This window comes from Roseibium sp. TrichSKD4 (assembly GCF_000148725.1).
In the GTDB taxonomy this organism is placed as follows: domain Bacteria; phylum Pseudomonadota; class Alphaproteobacteria; order Rhizobiales; family Stappiaceae; genus Roseibium.
This window is the reverse complement of record NZ_GL476320.1, coordinates 1-26,625: the sequence shown is the minus strand read 5'-3', so window position 1 is coordinate 26,625 and position 26,625 is coordinate 1. Positions and strand designations below refer to the sequence as shown.

Annotated in this window: 31 protein-coding genes, 1 pseudogene and 1 riboswitch; of the genes and pseudogenes, 15 read left to right on the top strand and 17 right to left on the bottom strand. The window is 46.2% G+C overall.

Annotated features, from left to right (window positions below; all coding sequences use genetic code 11):
* Positions 1-9: 9 nt before the first annotated feature.
* The 5 genes from TRICHSKD4_RS20605 to TRICHSKD4_RS20585 are packed head-to-tail and all read right to left on the bottom strand — an operon-like array spanning position 10 to position 3,316.
* Positions 10-318 carry a hypothetical protein gene (locus tag TRICHSKD4_RS20605; RefSeq protein ID WP_009468886.1) on the bottom strand — a complete coding sequence of 103 codons (309 nt, stop codon included), beginning with the start codon at positions 316-318 and terminating at the stop codon, positions 10-12.
* Positions 318-719, bottom strand: a complete 402-nt coding sequence (locus tag TRICHSKD4_RS20600) for a hypothetical protein (protein ID WP_009468885.1) — start codon at positions 717-719, stop codon at positions 318-320. The genes TRICHSKD4_RS20605 and TRICHSKD4_RS20600 overlap by 1 nt, the downstream gene beginning before the upstream one ends.
* Before the next feature lies 1 nt (position 720).
* Entirely contained in the window at positions 721-1,263 is a 543-nt protein-coding gene (locus TRICHSKD4_RS20595; RefSeq protein ID WP_009468884.1) for a hypothetical protein, read from the bottom strand.
* Between the two features lie 2 nt (positions 1,264-1,265).
* Complete coding sequence (locus tag TRICHSKD4_RS20590; protein WP_009468883.1) at positions 1,266-2,504, bottom strand: hypothetical protein; 1,239 nt, start codon at positions 2,502-2,504, stop codon at positions 1,266-1,268.
* A gap of 23 nt (positions 2,505-2,527) precedes the next feature.
* Positions 2,528-3,316, bottom strand: a complete 789-nt coding sequence (locus TRICHSKD4_RS20585; RefSeq protein ID WP_009468882.1) for a hypothetical protein — start codon at positions 3,314-3,316, stop codon at positions 2,528-2,530.
* 64 nt (positions 3,317-3,380) lie between these two features.
* Here TRICHSKD4_RS20585 and TRICHSKD4_RS20580 point away from each other — a divergent pair, with 64 nt between their 5' ends.
* The 6 genes from TRICHSKD4_RS20580 (at position 3,381) to TRICHSKD4_RS20555 (ending at position 7,277) form a co-directional block, all read left to right on the top strand.
* Entirely contained in the window at positions 3,381-4,295 is a 915-nt protein-coding gene (locus tag TRICHSKD4_RS20580) for a hypothetical protein (RefSeq protein ID WP_009468881.1), read from the top strand.
* Entirely contained in the window at positions 4,292-4,699 is a 408-nt protein-coding gene (locus TRICHSKD4_RS20575; protein ID WP_040617294.1) for an ankyrin repeat domain-containing protein, read from the top strand. Before TRICHSKD4_RS20580 ends, TRICHSKD4_RS20575 begins: the two co-directional genes overlap by 4 nt.
* Positions 4,700-5,186: 487 nt before the next feature.
* The gene (locus tag TRICHSKD4_RS20570) at positions 5,187-5,753 is read left to right on the top strand and encodes a J domain-containing protein (protein ID WP_009468877.1); all 567 of its coding nucleotides are present in this window, start codon (positions 5,187-5,189) and stop codon (positions 5,751-5,753) included.
* Positions 5,746-6,315 carry a hypothetical protein gene (locus TRICHSKD4_RS20565; protein ID WP_009468876.1) on the top strand — a complete coding sequence of 190 codons (570 nt, stop codon included), beginning with the start codon at positions 5,746-5,748 and terminating at the stop codon, positions 6,313-6,315. The genes TRICHSKD4_RS20570 and TRICHSKD4_RS20565 overlap by 8 nt, the downstream gene beginning before the upstream one ends.
* Before the next feature lie 15 nt (positions 6,316-6,330).
* Entirely contained in the window at positions 6,331-6,855 is a 525-nt protein-coding gene (locus tag TRICHSKD4_RS20560; protein WP_040617293.1) for a hypothetical protein, read from the top strand.
* Positions 6,852-7,277 carry a hypothetical protein gene (locus tag TRICHSKD4_RS20555; RefSeq protein WP_009468874.1) on the top strand — a complete coding sequence of 142 codons (426 nt, stop codon included), beginning with the start codon at positions 6,852-6,854 and terminating at the stop codon, positions 7,275-7,277. The genes TRICHSKD4_RS20560 and TRICHSKD4_RS20555 overlap by 4 nt, the downstream gene beginning before the upstream one ends.
* Before the next feature lie 138 nt (positions 7,278-7,415).
* Here TRICHSKD4_RS20555 and TRICHSKD4_RS30915 read toward each other — a convergent pair whose 3' ends face one another.
* From TRICHSKD4_RS30915 to TRICHSKD4_RS20535, 4 genes are all read right to left on the bottom strand, one after another.
* Positions 7,416-7,580 carry a hypothetical protein gene (locus tag TRICHSKD4_RS30915; protein WP_009468873.1) on the bottom strand — a complete coding sequence of 55 codons (165 nt, stop codon included), beginning with the start codon at positions 7,578-7,580 and terminating at the stop codon, positions 7,416-7,418.
* Between the two features lie 291 nt (positions 7,581-7,871).
* Positions 7,872-8,177, bottom strand: a complete 306-nt coding sequence (locus TRICHSKD4_RS20545) for a type II toxin-antitoxin system RelE/ParE family toxin (protein WP_009468872.1) — start codon at positions 8,175-8,177, stop codon at positions 7,872-7,874.
* Positions 8,178-8,183: 6 nt separating this feature from the next.
* A complete protein-coding gene (locus TRICHSKD4_RS20540) occupies positions 8,184-8,453 on the bottom strand; it encodes a type II toxin-antitoxin system ParD family antitoxin (protein ID WP_009468871.1) in 270 nt (89 codons plus the stop codon).
* Positions 8,454-8,506: 53 nt separating this feature from the next.
* Entirely contained in the window at positions 8,507-9,073 is a 567-nt protein-coding gene (locus tag TRICHSKD4_RS20535) for a recombinase family protein (RefSeq protein ID WP_009468870.1), read from the bottom strand.
* A gap of 260 nt (positions 9,074-9,333) precedes the next feature.
* On the opposite strand from TRICHSKD4_RS20535, the gene TRICHSKD4_RS20530 reads away from it, so the two are divergent.
* The 5 genes from TRICHSKD4_RS20530 to TRICHSKD4_RS20510 all read left to right on the top strand — a co-directional run bounded on the left by TRICHSKD4_RS20530 (position 9,334) and on the right by TRICHSKD4_RS20510 (position 17,513).
* Positions 9,334-9,624 (top strand): hypothetical protein, encoded by a 291-nt coding sequence (locus tag TRICHSKD4_RS20530; protein WP_208993153.1) that lies wholly within the window; start codon positions 9,334-9,336, stop codon positions 9,622-9,624.
* 56 nt (positions 9,625-9,680) lie between these two features.
* Positions 9,681-10,388: a hypothetical protein gene (locus TRICHSKD4_RS20525; RefSeq protein ID WP_139052239.1), complete on the top strand. Its 708-nt coding sequence runs from the start codon at positions 9,681-9,683 to the stop codon at positions 10,386-10,388.
* Between the two features lie 390 nt (positions 10,389-10,778).
* A complete protein-coding gene (locus tag TRICHSKD4_RS20520) occupies positions 10,779-10,976 on the top strand; it encodes a helix-turn-helix domain-containing protein (RefSeq protein ID WP_009468867.1) in 198 nt (65 codons plus the stop codon).
* On the top strand, positions 10,960-14,175 hold the full coding sequence (locus tag TRICHSKD4_RS20515; RefSeq protein ID WP_009468866.1) for a helicase-related protein: 3,216 nt from the start codon (positions 10,960-10,962) through the stop codon (positions 14,173-14,175). Before TRICHSKD4_RS20520 ends, TRICHSKD4_RS20515 begins: the two co-directional genes overlap by 17 nt.
* A complete protein-coding gene (locus tag TRICHSKD4_RS20510) occupies positions 14,172-17,513 on the top strand; it encodes an Eco57I restriction-modification methylase domain-containing protein (RefSeq protein WP_009468865.1) in 3,342 nt (1,113 codons plus the stop codon). The genes TRICHSKD4_RS20515 and TRICHSKD4_RS20510 overlap by 4 nt, the downstream gene beginning before the upstream one ends.
* Positions 17,514-17,522: 9 nt before the next feature.
* Here the strand turns inward: TRICHSKD4_RS20510 and traA are convergent, their stop codons facing one another.
* Positions 17,523-20,360, bottom strand: coding sequence for a Ti-type conjugative transfer relaxase TraA (gene traA, locus TRICHSKD4_RS28480; RefSeq protein ID WP_009468864.1), 2,838 nt, complete (start codon positions 20,358-20,360; stop codon positions 17,523-17,525).
* Positions 20,357-20,776: a plasmid mobilization relaxosome protein MobC gene (gene mobC / locus TRICHSKD4_RS20500; RefSeq protein WP_009468863.1), complete on the bottom strand. Its 420-nt coding sequence runs from the start codon at positions 20,774-20,776 to the stop codon at positions 20,357-20,359. The genes traA and mobC overlap by 4 nt, the downstream gene beginning before the upstream one ends.
* 587 nt (positions 20,777-21,363) lie before the next feature.
* Between mobC and TRICHSKD4_RS20490 the strand changes: the two genes are divergently transcribed.
* Positions 21,364-21,588, top strand: coding sequence for a hypothetical protein (locus tag TRICHSKD4_RS20490; RefSeq protein ID WP_040617289.1), 225 nt, complete (start codon positions 21,364-21,366; stop codon positions 21,586-21,588).
* Between the two features lie 3 nt (positions 21,589-21,591).
* A complete protein-coding gene (locus TRICHSKD4_RS20485; RefSeq protein WP_009468859.1) occupies positions 21,592-21,807 on the top strand; it encodes a hypothetical protein in 216 nt (71 codons plus the stop codon).
* Positions 21,808-22,146: 339 nt separating this feature from the next.
* Here the strand turns inward: TRICHSKD4_RS20485 and TRICHSKD4_RS31300 are convergent, their stop codons facing one another.
* From TRICHSKD4_RS31300 to TRICHSKD4_RS32410, 6 genes are all read right to left on the bottom strand, one after another.
* Positions 22,147-22,854, bottom strand: a complete 708-nt coding sequence (locus TRICHSKD4_RS31300; protein ID WP_208993206.1) for a hypothetical protein — start codon at positions 22,852-22,854, stop codon at positions 22,147-22,149.
* The gene (locus TRICHSKD4_RS29615; RefSeq protein ID WP_083782850.1) at positions 22,817-23,170 is read right to left on the bottom strand and encodes a class Ib ribonucleoside-diphosphate reductase assembly flavoprotein NrdI; all 354 of its coding nucleotides are present in this window, start codon (positions 23,168-23,170) and stop codon (positions 22,817-22,819) included. Before TRICHSKD4_RS29615 ends, TRICHSKD4_RS31300 begins: the two co-directional genes overlap by 38 nt.
* Positions 23,171-23,173: 3 nt before the next feature.
* A complete protein-coding gene (gene nrdH, locus TRICHSKD4_RS29610; RefSeq protein ID WP_040617439.1) occupies positions 23,174-23,395 on the bottom strand; it encodes a glutaredoxin-like protein NrdH in 222 nt (73 codons plus the stop codon).
* 103 nt (positions 23,396-23,498) lie between these two features.
* Positions 23,499-23,706: riboswitch (cobalamin riboswitch) on the bottom strand.
* Positions 23,707-23,946: 240 nt separating this feature from the next.
* Positions 23,947-24,138, bottom strand: a complete 192-nt coding sequence (locus TRICHSKD4_RS32415; RefSeq protein WP_083782849.1) for a phage tail protein — start codon at positions 24,136-24,138, stop codon at positions 23,947-23,949.
* A gap of 136 nt (positions 24,139-24,274) precedes the next feature.
* Entirely contained in the window at positions 24,275-25,723 is a 1,449-nt protein-coding gene (locus TRICHSKD4_RS20465; protein ID WP_009468854.1) for a calcium-binding protein, read from the bottom strand.
* Between the two features lie 62 nt (positions 25,724-25,785).
* Entirely contained in the window at positions 25,786-26,043 is a 258-nt protein-coding gene (locus TRICHSKD4_RS32410; RefSeq protein ID WP_009468853.1) for a hypothetical protein, read from the bottom strand.
* Here TRICHSKD4_RS32410 and TRICHSKD4_RS20460 point away from each other — a divergent pair.
* Together TRICHSKD4_RS20460 and tnpB are read left to right on the top strand one after the other, a co-directional pair.
* Positions 26,021-26,290 (top strand): hypothetical protein, encoded by a 270-nt coding sequence (locus tag TRICHSKD4_RS20460; RefSeq protein WP_009465502.1) that lies wholly within the window; start codon positions 26,021-26,023, stop codon positions 26,288-26,290. The two genes, TRICHSKD4_RS32410 and TRICHSKD4_RS20460, sit on opposite strands and share 23 nt — an antisense overlap.
* Positions 26,287-26,625, top strand: a pseudogene (tnpB, locus tag TRICHSKD4_RS20455) (IS66 family insertion sequence element accessory protein TnpB); the annotation flags it as partial. The gene TRICHSKD4_RS20460 and the pseudogene tnpB, both read left to right, overlap by 4 nt.

Sequence of the window (26,625 nt, the reverse complement as noted above, 5' to 3'; positions counted from 1 at the left end):
TTAAGCCCCCTAACCATCGATCATGCCTGCGTTTTTGAGAGAGTGATCAGAGGCCATTTCCGCATCTTTTTGCGGCTTCACCTTTGATTGGTATTCAGCAACAATCTTGTCTTGACGAAAAAGCGCCTTCATGCTGCCAAAGGCGCGGATGACAAAGCCAAGACTGCCCAGAAAGGACAGGGTGGCAATAATGTAAAACCCATACCATCTGGGATCGTCAGGCCAGAGGAACCAGCCATAAGCAAAGCAGCCGACCGCGCCCAGAAAATTGCCATTCACGCCCAGAATTTTGCCAAAACGATGCTGGTGAATATTCATCACAGCCCCTCCACGGTTGGTGCAGGATAGGTCGTTTGGTGTGTTTTGGACTTGCGCACGCCTTCAACAATCGCGTGGCGATGTTGGTGTAGATCGTGATACTGCCCCCACACCGCAGAGGAAAGCTCGGTGTTTTTAAGATCACGGCTCACCAATTGAAGCTGACCACATTGAACACCCAAAAAGAGCGCACCAGCAGAAACGATGCCTGTTGCAATCATTTCAGATAGGAAAAGCAGATCGGAAAAGGCCAGCCCCCATGCGGCACCTGATGCGCCAATGATCAAAGAGGGAATGAGTATCGGGCGTCTGACGGACACAACCGTCAGTGAACCCAGAAGATAACTATTGCGATGCGTGCTCACCACATCATCTGTGACCGTAATGGTGCCAAAGATCATTTTATCCTCCAATCTTTGCCCTAAGGTTTGCAATGGATGCGCAGCTTGGGGAATTCAGCGACGCGGTGAATTCCGATGTGAGATTTTGGATGGGCAGCGGCGTGACCAGTCGCGCTGAGGCCGCATGGAGCGCAACCGCGCCACGGTGTTCAGAAATCATCCGTGAGACCGCGCATTCACAGCGCGATGGGGCGCTTTCCAGCTTTGCGGCAAGGCGCTCTTGCGCGTTAAATTCTTTCAATTCGATTTGATATTCGAGGCTCTGACAGGCCTGCTCAATGCCAAACGCTCTGGCAAGCTCGGCCAAATCTCGCCCCGCCATACGCATGGCGCTGTTGCAGGACATGCGCGGCATGGCGGGTGCTTGGGGCGTTGTAATTCTGATCTCTCGTTCGACGTTCTCAATACACTCATCACGCCAATTCATTTTTTGTGACAGACGCTCGATGATCAGCGGCCCCGAGACATAGGCCGAGAATGCCGCAACACCTAAGACAGTCAAAATTGCGCTGCTGCCAAGCAGGTTGGTGCCATATCCTTCCATGGTTAGCCCTCCATCTTTGGTGTTTGTGAATAATCGTGAGTCTGGCGGAAAAGTTTGAGAACGATGGCGGCGTAAGTCAGAAGCCAAAGCGTCCAAGGGATGATCAGTTCAATCGCAGCCGTAAAAATCCCCAGCGGCCAAAAATGCGCGAACCGCGAAAATGCCTCGCCAACGCCAGCCTTGCTGGGAAATGTCGGTGCAACGGATTGATCCAGCTCAATATCGTCCAATGCTGTGCGCAGGGTTTCGGCATGGCGTTTCAAAATACCATTGACCTTGGCCGTGCCTTCTGGCTCGTCTTCAATAATCAACCCCGCAGAGAGTTCAGATTGATATCCACGCAGCAAAAGCAAAGGAGAGCTTTCGCGCAAGTCAGCAGCGCGTTGTTTGATCTGACCCGATTTGGCCGTGAGTTGGCGGTTTTTTTCAACACTGTCTGCCGTGGTCTCACCCAAAATGGCATGGTATTCATCCAGCGCGTTGTTAATCTCGGCCAGTTGATTGCGCCGCTCATCATCGCTGGCGATAAGCTGGACTGAAATCTTTTGCGCGCGCTGTGTCGGAGGCAAAATACCGCGATAGATCGCCCCTTCGCCGCCGCCATTGCCACTCAAGCAGCCGCTCTTTATTTCGCATTCGATTTTCGCCTGCAAGTCCGCTGCCGTTGTCGCAAGCACCGCGCGCAATTGGTAAAGCTGGGCAGAATTTTGATTGATGTCATCAACATAGGCCGCCAGTTCCTGAGCGTGATCGGCTTGATTGAGCGCATCAACGCGCGGTAAAACCAATCCTGCATAGCTAAAGGAAAAAGCCGCCGCGCCTGTGATTGTGACGGCCAAAAGGCTTGCAAAGCCCGCGCTCTTTAATCCACTCGCCGCAAGCTCGGTGCCATGTTTGATCGCATGATGATTGACCACCCATGAAATAAAACTGGCCGCACTTCCCAGAAGCGCCATTTTTAACGTGCCCAGAATACCCGATGTATCGATCAATTGCGGCGCAGCAAGCGCAACCAAAGCCCCCGTCATCACAGCCGAGGTCGGCACAATCCAAGACGCCCAATTGATCTTGGTGTCCGATTTGTATTTTACAGGCGGCAAGTCCTTTGGCTCAAAATCTTCAAACGCTTCAAACTGTGTGTCCCCGACACCATTCGATGGGCCTTGGTTGGTAAACGCTTGATTTTTCTTTCTGCGTCTTGGATGGATTTTGGACAGATCGTCCTTCATGTGTTCAGTCACAATAAATCTCCTTGATCTAGTTTTCATTGGGTGGAAAAGTTTGGCGAAAGGGGGATTGCGCAAATGGTGCAACTCAACTGTGCATCGGCTTTTGCCCATGCATTCAGATCGCAAATCTCGCAGGTGTATTTCACGCGGGATTTGGGTGCAGCATTTGGAGTGTCTTCATCCGCATCGGAGGCTGGCTTTTGAACAATTGCCTGCCAGCGAAAGGAAAAACCCGTAATCAAAAGATCACGTGCCGCCAGATCAAATGGGCTACCTTCAATGGTGTAATGAGATAAATTGTAACCCGTTTTTTTGCCGTCAGATTCTCCGGTATCGGAAAGCCTCACACCGATCTTAGCCATCTGAACGGCAAGCGTTTTGTCGTGGTAGCCGCGAGAAGGTTTTACCCCCTTAGCATTCGCAGGTCCAAAATCATATCGCCATTGCAAACCCATCGCATGCACGACACAGCCAAGCGTTTCATAGTCAGATTGCCCCGCGCAAATAACAGGATTGAATTGGATTTCATGGGCTCGAATATCTTGATTATTTGCAAAGCGGTTTTCATGAAATGAAAGCCTCATCTTCGGTTTATTCTGCAAGGTAAAGACGGGTTCGGATAATTCGCCATCAAACAGAGCGGCATTAAAATGCTCAAATGCTGTTACAAAATCCGCATAGATTTCAGAAGTGGGATTAAGAGAATTCGATCGTACATTTGAATTCAATCCATCGCCCGTGTTATTTGAATCGGAAGACGAAGATAGACTGTGATGAAACGTCTTTTTATTTCCGCTATCTTTTGAATATTTGTCGTTTTGCACAAAATCGCTCCTGAGAAATTTACTCAAAGCTACAAAGTGCGCTGCCTTGTGAGAATGCAAAGAAATGCAAAAACTGAAGCTGCTCGATCAAGATGAGAACGCTCAGGCAAGCCAGCATTCTCTATTTGTCAAAAACCAAGCACTCAAAATCTTGAGTGATTATTCGGTTTCAACAGGTCGCAAGTGGCAAGCCATCCGATCTGAAATAATTGGGTTGCTTAAACTCGAAGTCACCGAGGAAGCGCCATTGATTACACGCCAAGACCTTGAAAGCTGGGCCAAGGGAAAAAGTATAATCGGAGATATCAAATTTCAGCACGTGTATGCTTTTCTTACTCATCCGAATACTTTGGCGCGGCCAGAATTTTCGAAAGCACAAGATTTGATTGAATTTGGGACGATTGAGCGTTTTGGATCAGCGTTTTCAGAGTTCTTTTCGGATGAAAATTTTTCTGGGTATCTTCATAGAAGGCTTTCATCTGAAACGCCTGATCAAGAATTGATTGATCAAAAACTGAACACATTTGTAGGAGTTTATTTAGGGCAAGCTGAAGGTCATACTTTTTGCCTTTCACTAGATCGATACAAGCAAGAGGCATTCTTCGTTGCACATATCCTAAAATGGCCGAATGACGCAGAGCGCTATCAAGATGATTGGAATATCGAGCGACAATCTGGTTTTTGCACGATCTCAAACAGAATTAGGCTCCATGTCAAAGATGTTGCAATTCCTCTCACGGAAGAATTTTTCCTCATTCCAAATAAGGAAAAATTGAAGGATGAAATACACGGCTTTGCTGTTCTTACTCCATCCATTTTGAAAGAAGCATCGAACAGCCTTTTAACTGAGAAATTTTCAGGTGCGACCAGAAAGCTGAAATTTATTGATCCTGACAAACACTTCATTGAGATTTTGCGCACGAAAGACGTCCAACTGCATGATTTTATAGACAATTTTAGGTGGAATATTGTATTATGAAATCACCTAAATCAACAAAACCAGAGTCAGGGAAGGATACAGGCTACAAAGGAGTGAAGCCCGATATTATCAGGGGAGCTAAAAACAATGATCTATCTGAAGTGAAGGCAGCACTTGAGCTTAATAGCCATGACATCACAAAACAGGACGGAATTTACGGACTGAGCGCACTTCATTACGCCGCCGCTAAAGGAAATGCCTACATGGTTGACTATCTATTGCAGCAGGACGGTGTGAACATCGATCTGAAAGACCGTTGGGAAAGAGATGTTCTGGATGTTGCGATCCTGAGCGGCAATCAGAAAATAGTTCAATCACTTTTTGCTTTCCGACATCAAGACGATGATGGGGAACCTGATGATCCAAGGTCAAATGGACCAACACAATTCCCACATCCCAAATAGGGCTTTCAAACACACTAGGATTTAATTTTTTATTCAGTCTACAAGTGTCGGAAGCCCGATAAAATCGGTCTTCACCAAAAGGCTTCAATCCCTGACGGTTGAGTTGTGGCATGTCATGCCGCTTCTATTTCGCGCTTCGGCGTCTCGCCTCGCTTGAACCCAATTCCAAGCTTAACACAGGTGAAAAATCCCTTTCCAATAGACCAAGTCCGACGGGCCCGCTCCATTCGCCTTGCTTGCACAGCAAGCCAGGCTCCCGTGTGGTCGGACCGATGACGTAAGCCCGTCATCGCCGCAAGCGGTTGGTCTTTGGGGTATTTTGTCACCCGTGTTTACGACCGTCCTTGTTTTTGGTCGCCCCCGATTGACATCGCGGGCGGCTTTTTTCGTTGGGTTTTTAAAGGACGCTCGCCGCTGGGCAAGGGTTCATGCGCGGTGTTGTTTTTCAAAGACAGAAAAGAGCCTCGCGGAATTTGAACTTTAACACATGAGCGAGGAAGTCATGAACATTTATGATGCTGCAAAAATCTTATCCCTAAGCGGAAGCGTAACCCCAGAGCTTGTCAAAACAGCCTACAAACAAGCTTGCAAAAAATATCACCCCGACATCAATCCCGCAGGCGAAGAGATGATGAAAGTCGTCAATGCGGCCTTTGCGGTATTGAAAGATCACTCAGGCGAAATCAAAGAAGAACAATCCGATTATGGCGAGGAATTCAACACCGCGCTCAATAGCATCATGGCGCTTGATGGGCTCATCATTGAGATTTGCGGCGTGTGGATTTGGGTGACGGGCGATACCAGAACACACAAAGATCACTTGAAACAAGCAGGCTTTAAATGGGCATCAAAGAAGAAAGCTTGGCATTTTCGTCCCAGCAATCACCGCTCATTTTCCCGTGGTCAAACATCGCTAGACGAAATCCGCGCCAAATACGGCAGCAAAAAACCAAGCGGGGATGGGTTTAAGCGCGTTAGTGCGCCCCCAAAAGTGCAAGGCGGTTTTCGCAGTAAGGCCAACGGCAATAAAAATGGGAGGTATTCCCATGCGTGAACATACCGCCTTAATCGAACAGATCGCCCTATATTTAGGGCGACCTTGGAAATTCAACGCGCTTGAACAAGCCTCTTGCTGGCAACGCCAGATCATTGATGGACAAGGGCGCGGCCTGATTATTTCAAAGGAATATAACCAGCCCAAATTCAAAATATCAGGACGGTTTGACAAACGCATCACAGACCCGCAGCAGAGCGAATTTTGCTCTATCGGTGTCAGCATAAACCGCCGCCCAAAAGCAATCGCCGCTGATATAGCGCGGCGGCTATTGCCCGCTTATCTGCCCGCGTTTGACAAGGCGCGCGCGCGTTATCTTGAGAATGAAAAACAGGCCGAATTGCTCACAAACGTGGCGCATTTGTTGCTCAAAGCCTCCAAAGGTCGCAAAATTGCGCATCAATGGTCAGACGCGCAAAAGGCTGTCTATTTTGAATATGGCACAGCGACCATTTACGGACATAGCCAAGAGGTCAGCATGGATTTGCGCCGCTTGAGCATCGATCAAGCCATTCAAATTGCGACATTTTTGACTCGAACTACTCCATTTCAAACCAAATAAAAGAAAGAAAATATCATGACCTTTATATGTCACGCACACCCATCCAACCCTATAAGAGAAGGATTTTATTTCACATCAGAAGAAGAATTTGAAAGCCATTTTATCCCCCTTAGTCACGCCTTTGGCTATCGCTCTTGTGACTTTGACATCGCCTGTATCGCGGGCAGCCCGCTTGATCAGGCTTTTGCTGAGGCATGGCAACTTACCCCCGACACCATCAAGCCGTTTTTCAAAGCCCTAAGAGCATGGGACGCCTATGCAAAGATAAGCTTTATCATAGCTGTGAAGCACCATCACCAAAGCTTTGACCCCAAAGCGGTTGGTTCAGCGAGCTTTGATATCAGTCTCTACTTTGTCAAATCCCATTACGAACTTGCCAGCTATTTTGTAGAACACGATGTTCTGGGCGACATGCCTATGGTGATGAAGGCCTATGTTGATCTTGAGGCCTTCGCCCGTGATTTGATGCGCGAATATACAAAAACCGACATCGCTGGGGAAACCGTGATCTATCGCCTCAATGAGGAGGTGCTATCATGACTGCACCGCTTAAAAAACATCGCGGATATCACGCGGGACACCCTTGGTATTATCTTCTCGGCGGGGATATTGCAAAACCAAAACAAATCCTGAACTTGGTCAGATTAGGCGATTATCGCGGCTATGCCGAGGCCGATATAAAAGCTGCCGACCATAAACATGAACCGAAACGATCATCCGAATTGCGCAAGTTTCAGCGAAAATTCGAAGCCGATTTAAAGCAAGACCTCTCACGCTATCGGGCGCTCGTCAGGCAATTGCACGCAGAGCGAGCCCAAGAGCCGCCCCGCGAGCCGCTTCAAAGCTGCAATGATACGCATACCGCGATGAGCCTCAAATTTTCCCATCTCATCAATGATTTTGCGCATCTGGTCTATCTCGATGATCTTCTTTCACGGCAAGGCGATTTATTTGATGTCTAATCCGCACAGCGCGGGTTTCTCAAATTGAGAACCGCGCGACTGCAAGCGCAGGTCACAATACCTAAATATTTGATAATCGATAGGATTTAGAAAATGCGTTTTGAAACAAACTTAATGTTCGCGAGCACCCCCTTAGCCCTATCGGGGAGCGCTCGCTTTTATTTCCTCTAACATATCTTGAATAACCTCTTTTTCGCTTTGGATATGGGTGGAGATTTCCTGTTCCAGCATCCCAAGCGAATGTTTCACATTCATGCTCAAGCGGGTTAGTTTTTCTTCGTAATGATCGTGAATTTCTGACATGGCAGACTCCTTTTTTGACGGGTGGACGGACATTAGAAACGTTTGAATCAAACGCGCCCCTTATTCGTGCAACGCCTTAGATCGGGGCTATCCGCCCCTATTGGAGTCGGTGATTCAAACGGTTTCTAAGCCGTATGCGAGAACGCCCCGCACGGAGTAAGTCTCTCAATTATAGCGATCTTTTCAAAGGAAAAGCATAAACTTATCCACGTGTTATTCAGAACGTGACATGGGTTTTTTGACGTCATAAGGCGTCGACAACAAATCGCAGCATGAGGCCAGCAAAAGCCATCAATTGGTCAGCATCGTTTCCCAGTCGCGACCACCATAAAAAACGCGCAAGATAACAACACGATCCTCTTCAACCATAAATGCAATTGTGGCGCTTTTTTCAAAACCAACAATGCGCAACCCTTGTCTGATATCATCACGTGCCGTTCCACGTGCGCTCGCTAAGTCAAAACCTTTGCAATAGGCTTCTATCCGCTCAATGTAGGAAAGAGCATTTTGGGGACTACCAGCATTGGCAATCCAGTCATAAATACCAAGTAAATCCAACCGTGCATCATCAGCAATTTCGACAATTCGTTTCTTCATAAAGGATTATTGTCGGCTGGCATGTCGGGTACGAATTGAATCAAAAACGTCGCCAACAGCATGAGTTTCCATTTCGCCAGATTTTACAGCGTCATAAGTTGGTGCAACTTCTTGTTCTAACCATCGTTCAACGGCGGCATCGCGTTCTTGCAATGCGCGAAGACCTGCGCGAATAACCTCACTTGTGCTGGCATAGCCACCCGATTTGACCTTAGCATCAATGAAAGCCGCGTTTTCAGGGGCAAGGCTCACGGTGCGTTTTTCAGTTCCCGACATCACAAAATCTCCTTTATAATCAGTATATCACAGGAAAACGGATATCGGTATGATTATTTCATACTCCCCTCAAGCCGCTTGATGGAGCGGGAGATTGTCGTCGGATCAACGCCGTAAAATGCCGCCACCTCTTTCAAACTCATTTCTTTGGTTGCCAGCTTTTGTTGCGCCGAGAGGGTTTGGCATTTGCTCAGCTTTGGCTTGCGCCCTAAAACAGTGCCGCGTTTGACAGCGGCGCGAAGGCCTTCTTTCGTACGTTCGGAAATCGTCCGCCGTTCAAGCTGCGCAAAAGCGGCAACAATGGTAAAGAAGAATTCGCCCATTGGCTTGGATGTATCGATATTCATGGTCACGACTTGAAACTGAATGCCGCGTTCTTGAAGCCGCTTTGTATGGGTGAGCGCATCAAGGGTTGACCGAAAAGCGCGGTCTAAATCCCACACAACAAGCGTATCACCCGATTTAAGCTCAGTCATTACCTGTTCAAATATGGGGCGCTTTTGGGCGGCAGCGGAAACGCACTCAATATAAAGCTCATCGCAAAGCGGGCTTAGCCCATCGATTTGTCGATCTGGTTTTTGCTCTTCGGTGCTAACCCGCAGATATCCAATGCGTTTCATCCATTCCCAAAACCTTGTCGCATCCTCAGAACCTGCCAGAATTCTGGCAAAAACGTTCCTTTCAGCGTCAAGGTGGGATCAAACTAAAGCCAGCCGCCGATTTTCGACTAACCCGTTGATTTCCCATACTTACAATTTAATTATAGCAAAATGAAGATGTGGAAGTAAAATAACTGCGAAATCGAACGATTATGCGAATTAAGAGTTCGTTAACATTAAGTAAATCTTCATTACTTTTTGCTATTTTAATAGCAATGTTTATGACGAATACATCGATAAACGAAGCCAACGCATTCACCGCTGATGAAGTGCTGAATAAAATGAATGCAGATCAACGTATTTTCTACGTGAATGGAATTGCGAGCGGCTTGGCATATGCCCGTTGGCTTAAAGATAAACCCGACCAATCGGGCATGCAGTGTATCAACAAATGGTATTATCAAAGCGGAGCTGATACGTGGAAACGCATCACTGCATTCATGGAGCTTCATTTGGATAAGCCAGTTCCAGCTTTGGTTCATGTTCTGGCAAAGAAGGAGTGTGGCAGTTAATGCATTTGGCAGTGAACCATTTTCGCGGGTCTAGTCGCAAACCTACCTCTGCTGAATTGGCAGAGGTGCAACGCCTTAAATGGTTCATTGCTGCAAAAGATGAGCAAGAACGCAAAGAAAAGCAGGAAGAGCGAGCAGAAAAGACAGACCTCGACTTGGCGACAGCGGTTGAAATGACCATCGCCACAGAAGTTCAAATCGAAGCGTTCCATGAAAAGCTTGATAAATATGATGAAGCCACAGTCCGAGCCTTGATGGAAAATGAAAGAGCGCTTGAGATTGTTCAGGCAAAAATGGATGAACTGCTCAGCAGAGCGCATCGCCTCGAAGATGGTCGTCGTGTTTTCAAAACAGAAGATGGACAGCGTGTTTTTGATGAATTCGGAACGGAGTTAGATCGTGACATCATTGACCCGAATACAATTGATGATAACGCGCCGACTTGGGAATCCTATCAACCGCTTCTATTGGAAAAGGAAAGATTGGGCGCAGAGCGAGAAGCTTTAGCTATCTATCAAGGCAAGCTGGATGATGCGCGGGAGCGATCTTCACAAGAGGGTTTTACTGTTGAGGAGCTTGAATCTCTCGAAGCTGAACTGGAACCTGATATGCCGCCATCGGCAGCTCAATTCTTGCCAGCTGATATGCAACCTGCTGCGACACCAACAATTAAGTCAGACTATGAGGCTGTTGCCCCGAAAGTAGCTGATCTCGCCCCACAAGCTGGCATGTCACAAGCGGCCACCTTTACGCCGATGAATTAAAATCAGACTAATTTCATGAAAGTAGATCGTACGATCAAAAGCTATCCAGTTGAATTTTTCATATTTAAGCTGACCGTCAAATTGTCATAACCTGAAAAAGCTTTGGGAATTCCAAGACAGGTTCACTTGAACCAAGCTGAACCGCAAAGCTCTTGTCACAGCACGGGGTGCCGCAAGATGTGCCTTGTAATACACATTCGTGTAACAAGGCCTCTTGGCAAGGGGCAAAGCCCCGTTGCATCCCCTGTATTCTGAGCCAACACTAATTTTCGTCATCAAGCTCAATTTTTTTCAATAAAACAATTTTGTGGGGCATGTGACCAAACAACTTGAAGAATGCTCAATTTTCAATCATTTTCAATTAATGTACTCAATTCGGAGCCAATCAATATGAGTGATGATGCGATATTCACTATCAAGGAATTAGCCTCTTATTTGAAAATTGCAGAAAAAACAGCTTACCGCTTTGCTTCAGATGGCAGCATCCCAAGCTTTAAAGTAGGAGGTGCTCGCCGTTTTCGCAAAAGTGAAATCGATAAATGGATCGCTTTGCAGGAAGATAAAAATACAAATGAACAAATCAAGTGATCTTAAATTTTTCACAAATACAAATAGCGATTCATTATACAGTCGCTTTCTTTCAACCACAAAAGACGCCCAATATTTTGATATATTAGTGGGATATTTCAGGACGAGTGGGTTCTATCGATTATATGGAGAACTTGAAAACGTTGAGAACATTAGAATATTAGTTGGTTTAAATGTAGATAAACGAAGTTATGAACTCTTTGAAGAATCCAAATCACAAATGGAAATTGATTTTGGTGAATCGCATCGCAAATGCCGAGAGATATATTCTGAAACGCTTACAGCAGAAATGGATAGCACTGAAGATTCCCCTGAAATAGAAATTGCTGCAAAGAAATTTATAGAATTTATCAAGTCTGGAAAATTGCAGCTTAAGGCTCACCCAAGCCAAAATATTCATGCCAAGGTATATATTACACGCTTCAACGAAGATGATCGTGATTTCGGAAGAGTTGTAACAGGCTCCAGTAATTTTTCGGAGAATGGTCTAGTTGCCCAGCGTGAGTTTAATGTTGAGCTTAAAGATCGCGTGGATGTCGAGTATGCCCTTGAGAGATTTGAGGAATTGTGGGCAGAAGGTGTCGATCTAAGCGAACAATACATCGACACAATTCAAAATAAGACATGGTTAAATGATCGCATAACCCCTTACCAAATATATCTAAAGCTCCTTTATGAATACTTCAAAGAAGATATAAATGTTGATGAAGAACTAGAGTTTAGCCTTCCCGATGGCTTTATGGATTTAGCCTACCAAAAACAAGCTGTCATGTCAGCCAAGAAAGTTCTAGAATCCTATAACGGAGTGTTTCTTTCAGATGTAGTTGGTCTTGGAAAGACGTTTATTACAGCATTACTGCTTCAAAAACTTCCACCTGGACGGAAGCTAATAATTTGTCCCCCGGTGCTTGAAGATTATTGGAAAGAAACACTTCATCAATTTTATGTCCCCGGCTTCGAAGTTGAGTCGCTAGGTAAACTAGACAAAATTTTGGAGAAGGGAACTGAGCGGTTTACTTATGTCGTAGTGGATGAAGCACACCGCTTTAGAAATGAGCTTACTACAGGTTATGAAGAACTACATAAAATATGCAGAAATAAAAAAGTAATTCTTGTTTCTGCTACTCCCTTAAACAATAAGCTGGAAGACATCAAAACACAGATCAAGCTATTTCAACCTGCAAAGAACAGTGCCATTCCCGGTGTTCAGAATTTGGATGCTTTTTTTAAGGCTCAACAAAAAGAACTAGACCAATACGAAAAGGGCACGGCTGAGTATTTGGATGCTGTGAAAGAGACTTCAGAAAAGGTGCGCGATAAGGTGCTCAAGCATGTAATGGTTCGGCGAACTCGATCTGAAATCAAAAATTATTTTGGTGAAGATATAGACAAACAAGGGCTGAGATTCCCAGATATGGCCGACCCCCAGCGAATTGTATATCAGTTTGATAGCAAGACGGAGAAAGCTTTTAATGAAACCATAGAGTTGCTTAGAGATTTCTCATATGCGCGATACACACCCTTACTCTTTTTGAAAAAACAGCTTAGCGAATTTGAACAGCAATCCCAACGTAACGTCGGTGGCTTTATGAAGGGCATTCTGGTGAAAAGGCTTGAGAGCAGCTTTTATGCCTTTAAAAAATCATTAAGTCGGTTCGTACATTCCTATGAACGTTTCCTTGGGATGTACGATGAAGGAACCGTCTGGATTAGCAATAAAGTAGATGTGTTTGAATTACTGGATGCGGATAATGAAGATCGACTGCTGACGCTTGTCGAGGATGAGAAGGCGCAAAAATATGATTCAACTGACTTCCAGCCAGCCTACCGAGAGAAACTTCTGCTCGATCTGGAGATTCTACAGGAGATTGAGCGGCTTTGGCGAAACATCGATGAAGACCCGAAAACCGACAGTTTTGTAGAGGAATTGAAAAACAATCCCATCCTTGCCAAGAAAAAGGTCCTTGTTTTTAGTGAATCAAAAGAAACCGTTGAACATTTGCAATCTGAATTGGATAAGCATTTCTCAGGAAAAGTTCTATCCTATTCCAGTCATGGGGGCGTTTTGGATGGTGCGAGCCTGAGGGGTGAGCACTTGAGGGATTTGATCAAAGCAAATTACCAACCTAAGCATCCCCAGCCGCAAGATAATGTGCAAATATTGCTAACGACAGATGTTCTGGCGGAAGGTATTAACTTGCACCGCTCAAATATAATTATCAATTATGATCTGCCTTGGAACCCGACACGTGTCTTGCAGCGTGTTGGACGTGTAAATCGCGTTGGCACCGAGCATGATGAGGTTTATGTATTCAACATTTTCCCTACAGCGCAGTCTGATGCTCATCTAGGCCTAGAAGATAATATCAAGAGCAAGATTCAAGCATTTCACAATACGTTAGGAGAAGATGCAAAATACCTTAGTGACGATGAAGAACTCACAACTCATGAGCTTTTTGGCGAACGTTTATATGAAAAGCTGAATGATAAGAATACTTTTGAAGATGGTGAAGCAGAAGCTGACTCAGAATTACGGTATTTGAAAGAGATACGTGGTATTCGGGATAATAATGCTGATTTGTTTGCTCGCATAAAAATGTTGCCAAAGAAAGCCAGAACGGCAAGAAAACTGCCTGAAAATTTAGCGTACCGTGATGACAGGTTGCTTACCTTTTTCCGCAAAGGAAGACTGAAGAAATTCGTTATAGCAGATAACATCAGTCCACTTGAACTTACCTTTCTTGAAGCTGCACGCTTGTTTGAGTGCCAACCGGATACTCCTGCTGAGAAAATTCCAGCGGGTTATTTTGATCTGTTGCAGTCCAATAAGAATTATCTCGAAGAAATTACAGGAGATGACAGCATCGACTTGTCTACTGGCCGTGGTGGAGGATCATCAAATGAAGCCCAGCTTCTCAAAACCTTAAAGGCTGTAATAGGCAAGTTTCAGGGGTATACAGATGACGATGAAGAATACCTGAAGATGGTCAAAGAGGCACTTGAGCATGGCACTATTCCTCGCAACACGTCTAAGCGTATCAAACAAAAACTCAAAAAGAACTTAAACCCGCTGGGCATACTGAATGTTTTCAGGGAAAATATCAGCTACGACGATCTGTATCAGGATATGAATAGGCCAAAAGAACGTTCTGTGCGCGAGGTAATCCTTAGTGAGCTAATGGTAGGTGAGGAAACATGAAGAAAAGTGAAGCAGAAAAATTAGTCAATGACACCTTCACTCAAGCTTACGATGAGGCTCGGTTCCGCCGCTTTATTCATGAGCTATTTCATGACTATGAAAAGGAGGAAAAAAAGGCTTCGTCCGGAACCTATATTCCGGAGGCCTTTCAAGATGGCATTCACTCTTACAAGCGATTAGCAAAATTTACAGACCCTGAAGGGCTTGAAATAGATGTGTTAGCGGTCAAAGTGCCGCGCCGCAACACCTTGGAAAATGCACGCACGATGCAGCGGAATTTCATTGCGCGTTATCTCAATGGAAGCCGTGGCGGGAATATGAAGGATGCGGCACTTGTCGCCTTCTATTCAGATGATTGTGAAGATTGGCGCTTCTCACTAGTACGTATGGATTACGTGCTGGATGAGGAAAAGCAGAAAGTCCGTAAAGAGCTAACACCTGCGCGTCGCTATTCGTTTTTGGTTGGGAAACATGAAAAAACGCACACTGCTCGCAGGCAGTTGTTGCCGGTGTTGCAATCGAACACTGAAACGACCCTTTCTGAGCTTGAGGCCGCGTTCAACATTGAAACAGTCACTAAGGAATTCTTCGAGAAGTATAAGGCGCTCTATCTCAGCTTGAAGGAAGCGTTGGAAAAGCATCTCGAAAAAGACCCCATAACCAAAACCGAGTTTGAAACCAAAATCATTAAAACCGATGACTTTGCCAAACGGCTACTTGGGCAGATCGTCTTTCTCTATTTCCTCCAGAAGAAGGGCTGGCTTGGTGTTGCCAAAGGCTATGAGTGGGGATCGGGTCCAAAAGACTTCCTCCAGTCGCTTTACCGAGGCGAATATGGCGAATATCCAAACTTCTTTAACGATGTGCTAGAACCTCTGTTTTATGAGGCGTTGGCCACCGAGCGGCATGATAATTATTACGATCATCTGAAATGCCGCATTCCCTTCCTAAATGGTGGATTGTTCGAAGCTATCCGCAATTATGATTGGGTGAATACCGATATCTTACTGGATAACGCCATCTTCCAAGAGATTTTCGATATATTTGACCTCTACAACTTCACGGTTCGTGAAGATGAGCCGCTCGATAAAGAGGTGGCTGTTGACCCGGAAATGCTGGGTAAAGTGTTTGAAAACCTGATTCCGGAAAATGAACGCAAAGGTAGTGGCACATACTACACCCCGCGTGAGATCGTGCATTACATGTGCCAAGAGAGCCTGATTAACTACCTTGATGCCAAGCTGAATATCGAAAGCCGCCCGGTGGAAGAAAAAGGCCAGCAAAGCCTGATCCCTGACTTTGGCAAAACAGACCTTCTTACCAACTATGTGGATGTGTATGCGCCGGTGGTGCCGCGTGATGACCTCGCTGAATTCATTTATCATGGCGATGTCGCGCAGGAACATGATGCCACCGCGCAGGTAAAAACGCAGCAGGAAGACTATGCTGGCCGTTATCAACACAAAATCCCGGAAACGGTGAGGAAATATGCCAGCCAGATTGATGATGCGCTGGCGCATGTAAAAATCTGTGATCCGGCGATTGGTTCTGGCGCGTTCCCGGTGGGTGTCATGAATGAAATTGTTCGCGCACGTGGATCGCTCAATGCCTATCTGGGTGATGAAGACCGCACACCCTATGATTTCAAGCGCCATGCTATTCAGGAATCTATCTATGGCGTGGATATTGAAGCCTCCGCTGTGGATATTGCCAAGCTGCGCCTCTGGCTCTCGCTGGTGGTGGATGAAGAAGATTTCGGAACAATCAAACCGCTACCGAACTTGGAGTATAAAATTGTTGCTGGCAACTCGCTTTTAAGCGTTGAGAAAGATTTGTTTAACAATTCTCTTTTTTCAGAATTAGAGGGGCTTAAAGAAAAGTATTTTGATGAAACCCGGCCTTCAGAAAAACTGAGATTAAAAAATAAGATTGATGAATTAAGTCTACAGGTTCGTCGGGGGCAAAAGGCGTTTGACGTAGCGTTAGATTTTAGCGAAGTTTTCAGAAAAAACAAAGGATTTGACCTAGTAATAGCAAACCCACCTTACCTGAAAGAACGAGACAATAAACATGTATTTGAGGAAGTAAACAGCTCTCCGTTCGGTAAAAAATATCATCAAGGTAAAATGGATTATTGGTTCTATTTCCTACATCTCGGAATTGACGTGGTTCGCAGAAATGGTTCCATTTGCTTTATTACTTCTCGATACTGGTTAAACAGCTTTGGCGCAAAAAAACTTATTGGGAGAGTTAAAGATAACCTTGTGTTTAAGGATGTCGTGGATATTGGTAAACTCAAAGTTTTTGACAATGTTGCTGGTCATCACATGGTTCACTTGTATTCTAAAAGTGATCTATGGAATGAGTTTAGATATAAAATTTTAGAAAATGATGTTCGCGATGTAAACGAGACGGAGAGTGGAAACAATGTAACAATCTCAACATTAAGGACATCTGATGTGTTTCGAGATGAAGAGATAAATTTTCGCACTCCTGAAATAGATTTTTCTAAATCAGAACCCTTATCCTCAAAATTCTTAGTGAGTCAGGGAGTAGTACAAAACCCTGACAAAGTTACAAAAAAGTCTGCTGAGAAATATAATTTAACGGCAGGAGAAGGAGTTTTTGTTCTCACGGATAAAGAACTTGAAGACTTAAACCTAAATGAAAGCGAGCTAGAATACGTAAAGCCATTCTTCGAGGGAGCCAATATAAAGAACTATGGGTTAGACAGGAAATCGAAGAAAAACCTGCTGTATATTACCAAAGAGAATTGTGCCAGTTTGGAAGGGTTGCTTCATATCAAATCTCATCTTGAGAAGTACAAGGCCATAATGTTGTCCAGAAGGGAAACAAAGGATGGACGCCTTGATTGGTGGCACCTTCATTGGCCTAGAAAAGAAGAATACTTTACAGAAGAAAAAATTGTAGTTCCAAGCATGTTTAAGGAACCTGATTGTTTTTTATATGAAACCCAAGAATCATTTTTTGGCATTTCTGAGAATGTAATTCTGAAAAAAGGAGATGGATCTAATCTTCTCGCTCTATATGGGTGTTTGATTTCAAATGTTGCTATGTATTGGTTCAAGCACAACGGCAAAGAAAGAGGTGCTGGATACGATATAAGTGTTAGCAAACTTAAAGTGTTTCCTCTGCCTTCAGATTTAAGCGGAGAAGATGGTTTGGAAATTGCAAAATTTGTTGAAGAAAAACTCCTAAAACAAAGCTCTGATTTTTCGAATACAAAACAAACATTAAAGGCAATAAATAAAAAGGTTTATCAACTCTATGGCCTCACCCCTGAAGAAATCGCCATCGTCGAGGAGGCTGTTCAATGAATGAGTATTTTAATAAAGGTGCCACCTCGTAATTTGCTTTCTTTTGTATTTATTAATACCTGCCTTCTGGAATTCTAACGTAGTGTTTTTTGAACGGTGAAATTTGCCTGATAAATTTTCATAGTCATCTTTGCAAAAGATTTCGAGTTTATCCTTGTGTCGCGTACCCGCAACATACATCAAATGCTGATCCATTGTTTGTGTTGCGAAGAGCCATGTCTTATCAACAGTTGCACCTTGAGATTTATGGATGGTGACGGCATAGCCATGGTCGAGTGAATTATAGGATTCAAGATCAACGACGATTGGCATGGCTTTTTTGTCATCTGGCTGGATGGTGATGGAATGAGAGTTCGTTTTTAGAACTGTGCCGAGTGTTCCGTTTTTCACACCGAGATTACTGTCATTCTTTTTGAAGAGAATACGGTCACCAGTAGCGAATTTCTTCGACCCGTTTGCCGTTTCATATTTTTGTTCATCCTTGATATTACCATCACTAATAAGTGACTTGCGAACTTCTGCATTCAGCTTTGCAACATCTTTGCGACGATGGGCTAAGATCAAACACGATGATTGATCACTTGTGTTGTTATTTAAATCGGCAACGTAATTTTTAACGAGCGCTTTCATAGCTGAGGCTTCGCTATCTGCTGTTTTTACACAGCCTTGATCATTATAGGCCTTCAGCGCGGCCTCAATATTACCTGTTGCATAGTTATGCGAAGCTTCGCGCTGCCATTCTTGGGATTGGCGGCGAATTTCTGTGATTTTTGCAGGGTTGGTGATTTCCGAGATGGCGGTGAATGCGCCACCAGCGGCAATGGGTTGAAGTTGACCGCTATCGCCAACAAGCACAATTTTTGCACCTGCTTTTTGAACTTCTTGAATAAAAAAGTTCATTTGCCGCGAGCCGACCATACCGGCTTCATCAATGACGAAGACATCATTGGCATTCAGCTTCTCCATATTGTGCTGCCAGCGATACTGATAGGAGTGCAGCGTTCGACTGTGAATACCTGAACTTTTCTCTAAACCTTCCGCCGCTTTACCTGCCAAGGCTGCGCCATGAACTTTATAGCCTTGTGCTTCCCAAGCTTCTCGCGCTGCTTCTAAAGCGGTGGATTTGCCCGCGCCAGCATAGCCAATCAATGTTGAAAGACGTTCGCTGCCCGTGATATGTTGGATAGCGACTACTTGTTCAGTGCTGAGCTTGCCGCCAAATTTGGTCTTCAATTCCTTGTTCTGCTCTGTGATGGCTTGGCTGACAAAACCTGGATGAACCCCATGAGATTTATTTTCGTAAAGCGTGGTTGCACCATCCATCATCTCACGTTCAGTTCTGATCATTGAGCGCGTGGAAAAATATTCTTGCGAATTGGAGCTACCTTTTTCTTGTAAGCGCACCAGTTCGTTCTCTGACAGAACCCCATGCAACACGGTCTGAAAATCGTGAGCATCATCAATATATTTGGTCAATTCACGGGCGATGTCGCGCTTGCGGAAAACGCTTTGATGATCAGTTAGCCGCTCTGGGATAAAAGCAGAATTGTTAAGGAGAATTTCAGCATTACGCTCAGAAAGTTCTTTTCGTAAGTCAGGGTTATCATCAGCAGATTTGAGCGGAAGCAGTTCAGCGGTGTGATGTTTGAAGTAACTCCTAAGCTCTTTACGAAGAAGCTTGTCTGCAAGACTCTTGCGTCCAAGGAGATGATGCTTTTCTTTGTAGAGTTGACGGGTACTGGCTAAGTGGCGATCCCAGAGATCATGCTGCTCATCTGTATGGCGCGACTTGAGATTGCGAATCTCAGATTGAATTTGTTCACGGTGCTTATTTGTGAAACCAGATACAAATTGCCATTTCGCCTGAAATCGGGATTTTGGATGCAAAGAAAATTGACTGTATAAATCGCGCAACTCCGCTTTATGGCGAAGTGCCATTTTAGTTTTATGGTCAGCAAAATCGCGTTTCAGTTTTTCACGCTTGGCTTCAAACGCTGCCATATCATCACTGAACGGAGAAATAGCCTCTGTAATTTTTGACTGATAATCATTGCCTTGCTTGGCTTTTAGCTTCGCCAAAACTTCTGCAACAGATGGCAAATCCGCTTGATTGCCAAGACGGGCTTTTAAATCCTTTGATTTGATATCCAGCCAACGGGATAGGGAGTAGACTTCACCCGTATGATCGACCGCAACAAAGCCGCGCCTGTCACCTCGCGCTAAATACAGGCAGTGTTCCACAAGCGCATTTACAAAGGCTGATTTTGAATCTGACTTCTGCCAGCAGTCCAATAACAGCGCTTTAAGCTGCTTGGGGTCAATATTCTGCCTTTTGGCCTGATGATATTCGGTGTAGCCATAATTGAGCGGATCGCGGTTATTCTCATCAAGATATCCGTCAGGCAGCTTCCAGCCATGTTCCAGATACAATTCACGGCTCATATCGCGCAGCTTGGATTTAAAATGGGACATGCGTTGCGCTTTCATGGTTGCAGGATTTATCCGCGACCAGACAACATGCGCATGGCGGCGTCCTTCTTTTTCATGAAAGACAATCGCGCGGGGGTGGTTTTGCAGTTTTAGCTTTTGTTCAATATCGCTAATTGCTGCTTCAAATTCCGCAATACTCACACGGGCTTTTTCAGGCGGATTAAGGCTTAAGGAAAACAGATATTGTGTGCAGCGCGTTCCCTTAGCTACCGCATAAGCTTCTTTAAAGGCTCCAAGCAAATTATCCGCCATAAAACCACGGACATCATGAACGGCCACCCGATCATTGTCGTGCGTATTCATCAAATGATGTGCCAATTGCACACCGCCTGAGCGTTGCGAGCCTTTCAAAATCATTGGTCAGATGAATGCTGATCGTTAGATTCAGCTTTAAGCCCCAAAGCTTCCATAAGCATGGATCGAATAGCTAAGTGAAAGGCATAGGCCTCCTCAATCTGGGCAATGACCTCATCATCTGCCATTAGCGCTCCTGAATTTGCCGCTTTAGCCAGTTGGTTCAGATTATTGCCAATTCGCGATGCACCAAGCATTGCCAGAATTTGAGAAATTGCCACATCATCGGTTTTGGGTGTTTTAGGACGATATTTGCGCTTTTCCGCATTCTCACCAAAAATTTGCTTTCGAATGTAGGCACTACGCGATGAACCCGAAACCATTCCATCTAGGCGATCAATCTCATTTTGAGAAAGCCGCAATGTGATGGGTGACGGGTATTTTGAAAACCTGCTTTTTTCCGTATTCGTAGAAGTCATGGGCTTGGTACTCCCATGCTTGGTTTTTGGACCTTATTTTCAGGTGAAGGAAGGCTATCAAAATCGATATCTTCCGCTTCAATCAGCTCATTCCATTCAGAAAACACCCTGACCAAAGAGTTCAAACTTTGGTGCTCTGGGCGCACCATTTTCTTCCAGTTTCAAATCATTGAATATCAAGCGTTTTTGGCGCTTCTAGGCTGCTTTCTGCGTTCCACAGTGCGCGCACTTCTTGCAAATGTCCGCAGGAACATGCAGGGAACGAAAACGGAAACGCTGCAAAGTTTCTGCAAAACCCCGACAGCTTTGTTCTTAGAGTGTTCTTCACGCTGACATATATTGCAGGCCAGCTTGCAAAAGGGGGTGCCTCACCTGATCGTGTCGCCCGTGGTCAATTAACGCTAACTTACTCCCGAAAGTTGCGTATGATACTGATCGGGACTCAACCGGCGATCCTCAGTGGGGCACCTGATGGACGATATTATTCAAGCACTGGTCAATAAATACATTGATGACTTTAAGGAAATTTCACGCAGTTTCACGGAAAAAAGTTCGCAAAAACGGTTAACGTTTGGTAAGCGCCAGAAATGACTGTTGATCCAGCTAGAACTTTGGCCGCTTTGTACATCCGCGTTGATGAGGAAGGTGTCCCGGTGAAACAAATTTCAGACTTTCCTGACGATGCCGATTTGTTGGTTGACCTTAGGATTGAATTTGATCGCATGTTAAGAACCCGCAACGAACCACTGGATATGAAGGCCTATGCAGCGACTATCTTAAAGGCATTTCAGATCATTCGAGGCCAACGATAAACAATGGCTGAGCCTCGAAACTTTGAGGACGAAGAGGCCATTTTCAGCGAAGTATTTTGCGACGATGGCAGCAGCCTCTCATTGTTTTTGTCCCGTATCATAGACGGGTATGAAGGCAAAACGGATTATCGTGATTTTACTGAAGATGAGCGTGATGAAATCTTATTGAACGCTCTCCGTATGTTTAAGCTCTTGGAAAATACAAAGGGGATCGAGTAATGCAGATAACACGCATTGATCCTTTATCAATTCGCGGCATTGAGGGCGAAATAATTGGAAAATTCGATAGGTATATGAACTACTCGAACTCAGAATTCGGGACTGTCATTCCCTATTTTAATAAACTGGTTTTGACGTCATCTGAATGTGATGGGGAACACGTTCCGCAAATTGGGCATGTCGGTAACCAAAGCCATATCAAGCGTTTGCTGGAAAGCACCCTTTATCTCGACCTAGCTGCAGAATTGCGCGAGCGTGACCCAAACTTTGAAAAAGCTGCAGCCGTGGCCTTTGCCAAAGCGAGAGAAACCACGGTCTGCGAACTCGTTCAGATGGAAGTCAGTTTACCCGGCTTCCGTTCAACAACTGAGGTGCGCTGGTATCGTTATATCCGGCCAATTCAATTCTCTCGGACATTGCTTTTGGCTGACCTGACGCTTCTTGCTCCAGGTCAAGAGCATCTATTTGCGCTTGATACAGAATGTCGGCTTGCCAACTGAACAAAAATACATCGTCTTGCAGCCGATCTGATGGCGGCTTAATCCAACGCGTTGCATAGGGGTAAGTGTGGAAGGCGCCGTAAGCATTGCCGAGCCCTTTGGACACATGACTTGCACGAGCCAGTCCTACGGACGCCTGTGCACCGGGCCAACTCAACAAGCTGGCATAAAGGTTCATCTTAGCCAGCGCCCGGAGCCGAAGCATAGACTCCTTCAACGAACGAGAGCCGGGAACATTCAGCGCGTCACCGCTGTAGATTACAGGGCCGACAATTTGCTCCATTGGAGGGCAAGCCCAACTTCGATCAATTGGGCAGTCAGGCCCATAGATCCGCTCAAGCTGGCGACGATGGTACTCAAGATACGACAAGCCGCCTGTATCAAAGAGCTGGCTGCAGTAGAACGACACGGGGCGGCCATCCTGATACGCAGCATGACAAAAGCCGTTGTGCGCGTTGAAGTCAAAAAAACACGTCTTGAAAAAAGGTGTCACCTCTTTCTGGCAACTTTCAAGAAGCGGCTCTACCTCCTGAAAATCCAACAACATTTGCACCGTGTACCCTCGATTGAACAGGAAGGTTCGGCAGCTTTCTAGAGCGCGTGAGAGAATTGCAATATGGGACGGCCCCAAGGGGACACTCCTTTTGCTTTGTGTATGGAGATTTAAACCGGATCACCTGCTTTGGCACTGCGCCATGGCCTTCGCCATCTGCAAAGGTCGGCGTGATCAGGACAAACGGACCCAGAACAGACGGCAAATCTTCTGTCTTGTTTCTCGGGATCCGAGTGGCCTGATGGCCAAGGCGATGTATGAAACGGTCAGTGTTGCCGGATGCGCTGGAAAAATAGGCCAGCTGCCCCACGGTCTAGCCGAGAGCTGCGATCTTGTCCGGCCGGAAGCCTGCCCAGTGGTCGCCGCTGACTTCGACAACAGGAACCTGCGCATATCCAAGGGCCAGGACATGCGCAAATGCATCATTGTCCTGGCTCAGATCGATGACCTGATAATCAACGCCGCGCTGTTCAAGCGCACGATAAGTGGCATTGCACTGGACACAGGAAGGCTTGCTGTAAACGGTGACGGTCATGTTGTCTTGCACCCCGAAGAGATCAATCAAATGATGACGGCAGACACGGAGGCGCGACGGGGCAATTACCCCATTTTCTCGCCACCTCGGACCCGCCGTCCGTGGACGTTTTTCCATTCAAGGCAGGTCTCCTGGCTCACAGGTCAGTGCCGGGTGCATCCGCCTTCCCGGTTTCCCAGTGGCACAGTGGATGCAGGCTCGCTGTTTACAGTTGCGGGGGCAGCGCCGGGATTGGTTTCTCTCCGCACCGGCTTCCCTCTTCGCTGATGTTCCCAGGAAGGAATCATCAGACCTTGAACACTAGATAGGGTATATGCGCAGGGGCGCGTGTCAACAAATTGTATCTGTGCGGCAAAACAACAACGTGGACAACCGGTGTCCCTGGCTCCTAGATAGCGGCGGCCGTCCGAAAACAACCTCCGGCCAATATATTCTGGAAATCCTGATCTCCGAGTGCCCAGTTTCATTCTGAGAGGCGCACCATTCCTTAATGCAACAGCCAGTTTACCTGCCATATATCTTAACACCGCTGTTCGAATGGGAGGCCAGTTCTATCTAATCGGATATTTCCCAAGTAACTGTGTGTTGCGACGAGGTTGACCGTTTTCACGGACGTTTGCAACTCTGACGGCAGCGTTGTCGGGGCGATTATCGATTTTGACGGTTACGTAAGCGCGGTTTTTGAGCTTTTCGTGGACTTTATCCCGTTTGGGCTGCGACAAGACACAGCTGTGGAGCCGCATGTCTGGTTGTCGTAAGCGTTCGCAATATTGTCTCTAGAAACATATTTTCCCTGCCCACGGAGGGATGCAACGGGGGCTATGCCCCCTTGCCAAGATCGTTTTGTAATACAAAACACAGCTTGCAGTGCGCCGCTAATTAAACAATCAACGTTCCATCTAGAACAAGCTGATCTACATCGGTGCTGACAGTTGTATTGCCTTTCAGCCTTACAATATTGTCCCAGCCATATGTTGTGCCCGCACCATCACGGTCAATCTGGAAGGTTGTATTACTACCCTGAGCAACATTCACAAAGTCACTCAAGCTATCAGCAAGAGGATCATAACCGCTCAATAGATTTGATAGGTCAACGTGATCTTCACTTTCATTAAAGCCATTAATGTAAGCAAAATTCAGATAATTATTATCTGCCTCTTCTTCAGCAATGAATGTATCAGCGCCGGTTTGCCCCCACATGCTATCTTTTTCTTCATCGAAGTAGAATGTGTCATCACCAGTGCCGCCATAGAGTCTATCAATACCTTCACCGCCATACAGAGTATCATTGCCATTACCGCCGTTGATTGTATCAACACCAGCGTCACCATAAAGGATATCGTCACCATTATTACCGTAGATCAGATCATTATCATCGCCGCCGTAAACGGTATCATTCCCTGAATCTCCATAGAGAAAGTCTGCACCGCCACGACCATAAATTGTATCTGCTTGATCAATGGCTCCATTAAAGTCGGAGCCACCGCGGATAATATTGGCATTATCATCACCAGCTAAAATATCGGCGTAAGAGGAACCAGTGAAGTTTTCAATAGAAACAAGCGTTGCAACATTGTTGTCACCATCAGTCGCTGTCCCAGCTGCAAGATCAACATTTAATCCTACATCTCCTGCATGGTAATAATCGCGCCACCAGATACCATCTTCATCAGCGCCACCATCAAATAACCCTGTGCCACCATAGCCACGGAAGGAATCATTACCTGCTTCACCAAAGGCGGTGTCGCCCTGATCGCTATAGATCAGATCATCACCATCACCTGCATAGTAGGTATCGAGACCTCCCTGACCGCGCAGCTCATCATTCCCTGCTCCACCGTACAAGGTATCATCACTACTATTTCCGTAGATTGCGTCATCGCCACCTTCACCGCGAAGAATATTTACATTCACATCACCAATAATGGTGTCATTGCCTTCAGAGCCAATGACGTTTTCAATGCTGATGAGTGTATCTGAACCGCCATCACCATCATTGGAAGCAGCACCATCTAACAAGTTCACCGTTACACCCGATGCCGCAGCAGAGTAATCAACTGTATCGGCACCATCTCCACCGTCCAGAATATCAATACCGGCACCACCAATTAGATAGTCATTTCCTAGTCCTGCATATATGGAGTCATTGCCGTTCATTCCAAACAGGGTGTCGAAACCACTTCCCCCATAGAGCGTATCATTACCAGAGGCCGCATAAACAAGATCATTTCCATCCATAGCATTGAAAATCTCATCAGAGCCTCTGCCGTCTCCAATAAGCGTGTCTGCAGCAGATGTACCATCGATATCTTCATTAGCTTTGCGCAATATGATCCTCCCCCTTTGAAGTGGTCCATCGTTATGTTTAGGAAAACGGAGGATCAACATGGCTACGAAACGTCACAAGCCAGAAGAAATTGTCTGTGAGCGTTCGGTATTCCCGCTCTGACGGGGAGCGCAGTGGGGTGATAATGTCCATTTTCGTTAATGGACATTGTGAGGCACATTTTGGGTACGAAGAAGGGCAGCAAGAAGCGGTTTTGGTCGGATGACGAGAAGCGGTCGATCTGTTTGCAGGCCAGAGTGCCGGGGGTTTCGGTTGCGCAGGTTGCGCGCCGCTCTGCGATGAATGCGAACCTGATCCACAACTGGCTGCGTGATGAGCGGTTTGCGCCAGAAGACAGCGATTGCGTCCTTGATGGAGCGGCGTTTCTACCAGTGGAGATAGAGGGCCCGCAGGCCGCACCAGGCCACCAGATCGCGGCGCTTGCCTCGGATATGCCGTTGTCGGCTCAGCGGGTTGATATCACGCTGTCGGACGGGCGGCGGGTATTGGTGGAAGGGACGACGGCGCTGCCGACGGTGCTGGCTTTGGTTGAAGGTCTAATGCCGTGATCCCCGTGCCGTCCAACGCGCGGGTTTGGCTGGCTGCCGGGGTGACGGACATGCGGCGCGGGTTCAACACTTTGGCGGCTCAGGCGGAGAAGGTTCTGGAGCTTGATCCCTATTCTGGACATCTGTTTGTGTTCCGGGGACGGCGCGGTGATCTGCTGAAGATCATCTGGTGGGATCGACAGGGCGCATGCCTGTTCAGCAAGCGCCTTGAGAAGGGCCGGTTTGTTTGGCCTGCTGCGAAGGACGGTAAGTCAGCGTGACGCCCGCGCAATTGTCGATGTTGCTTGAAGCATAGACTGGCGGATGCCGCAAAAACATGGCGGCCCTGAGCGTCG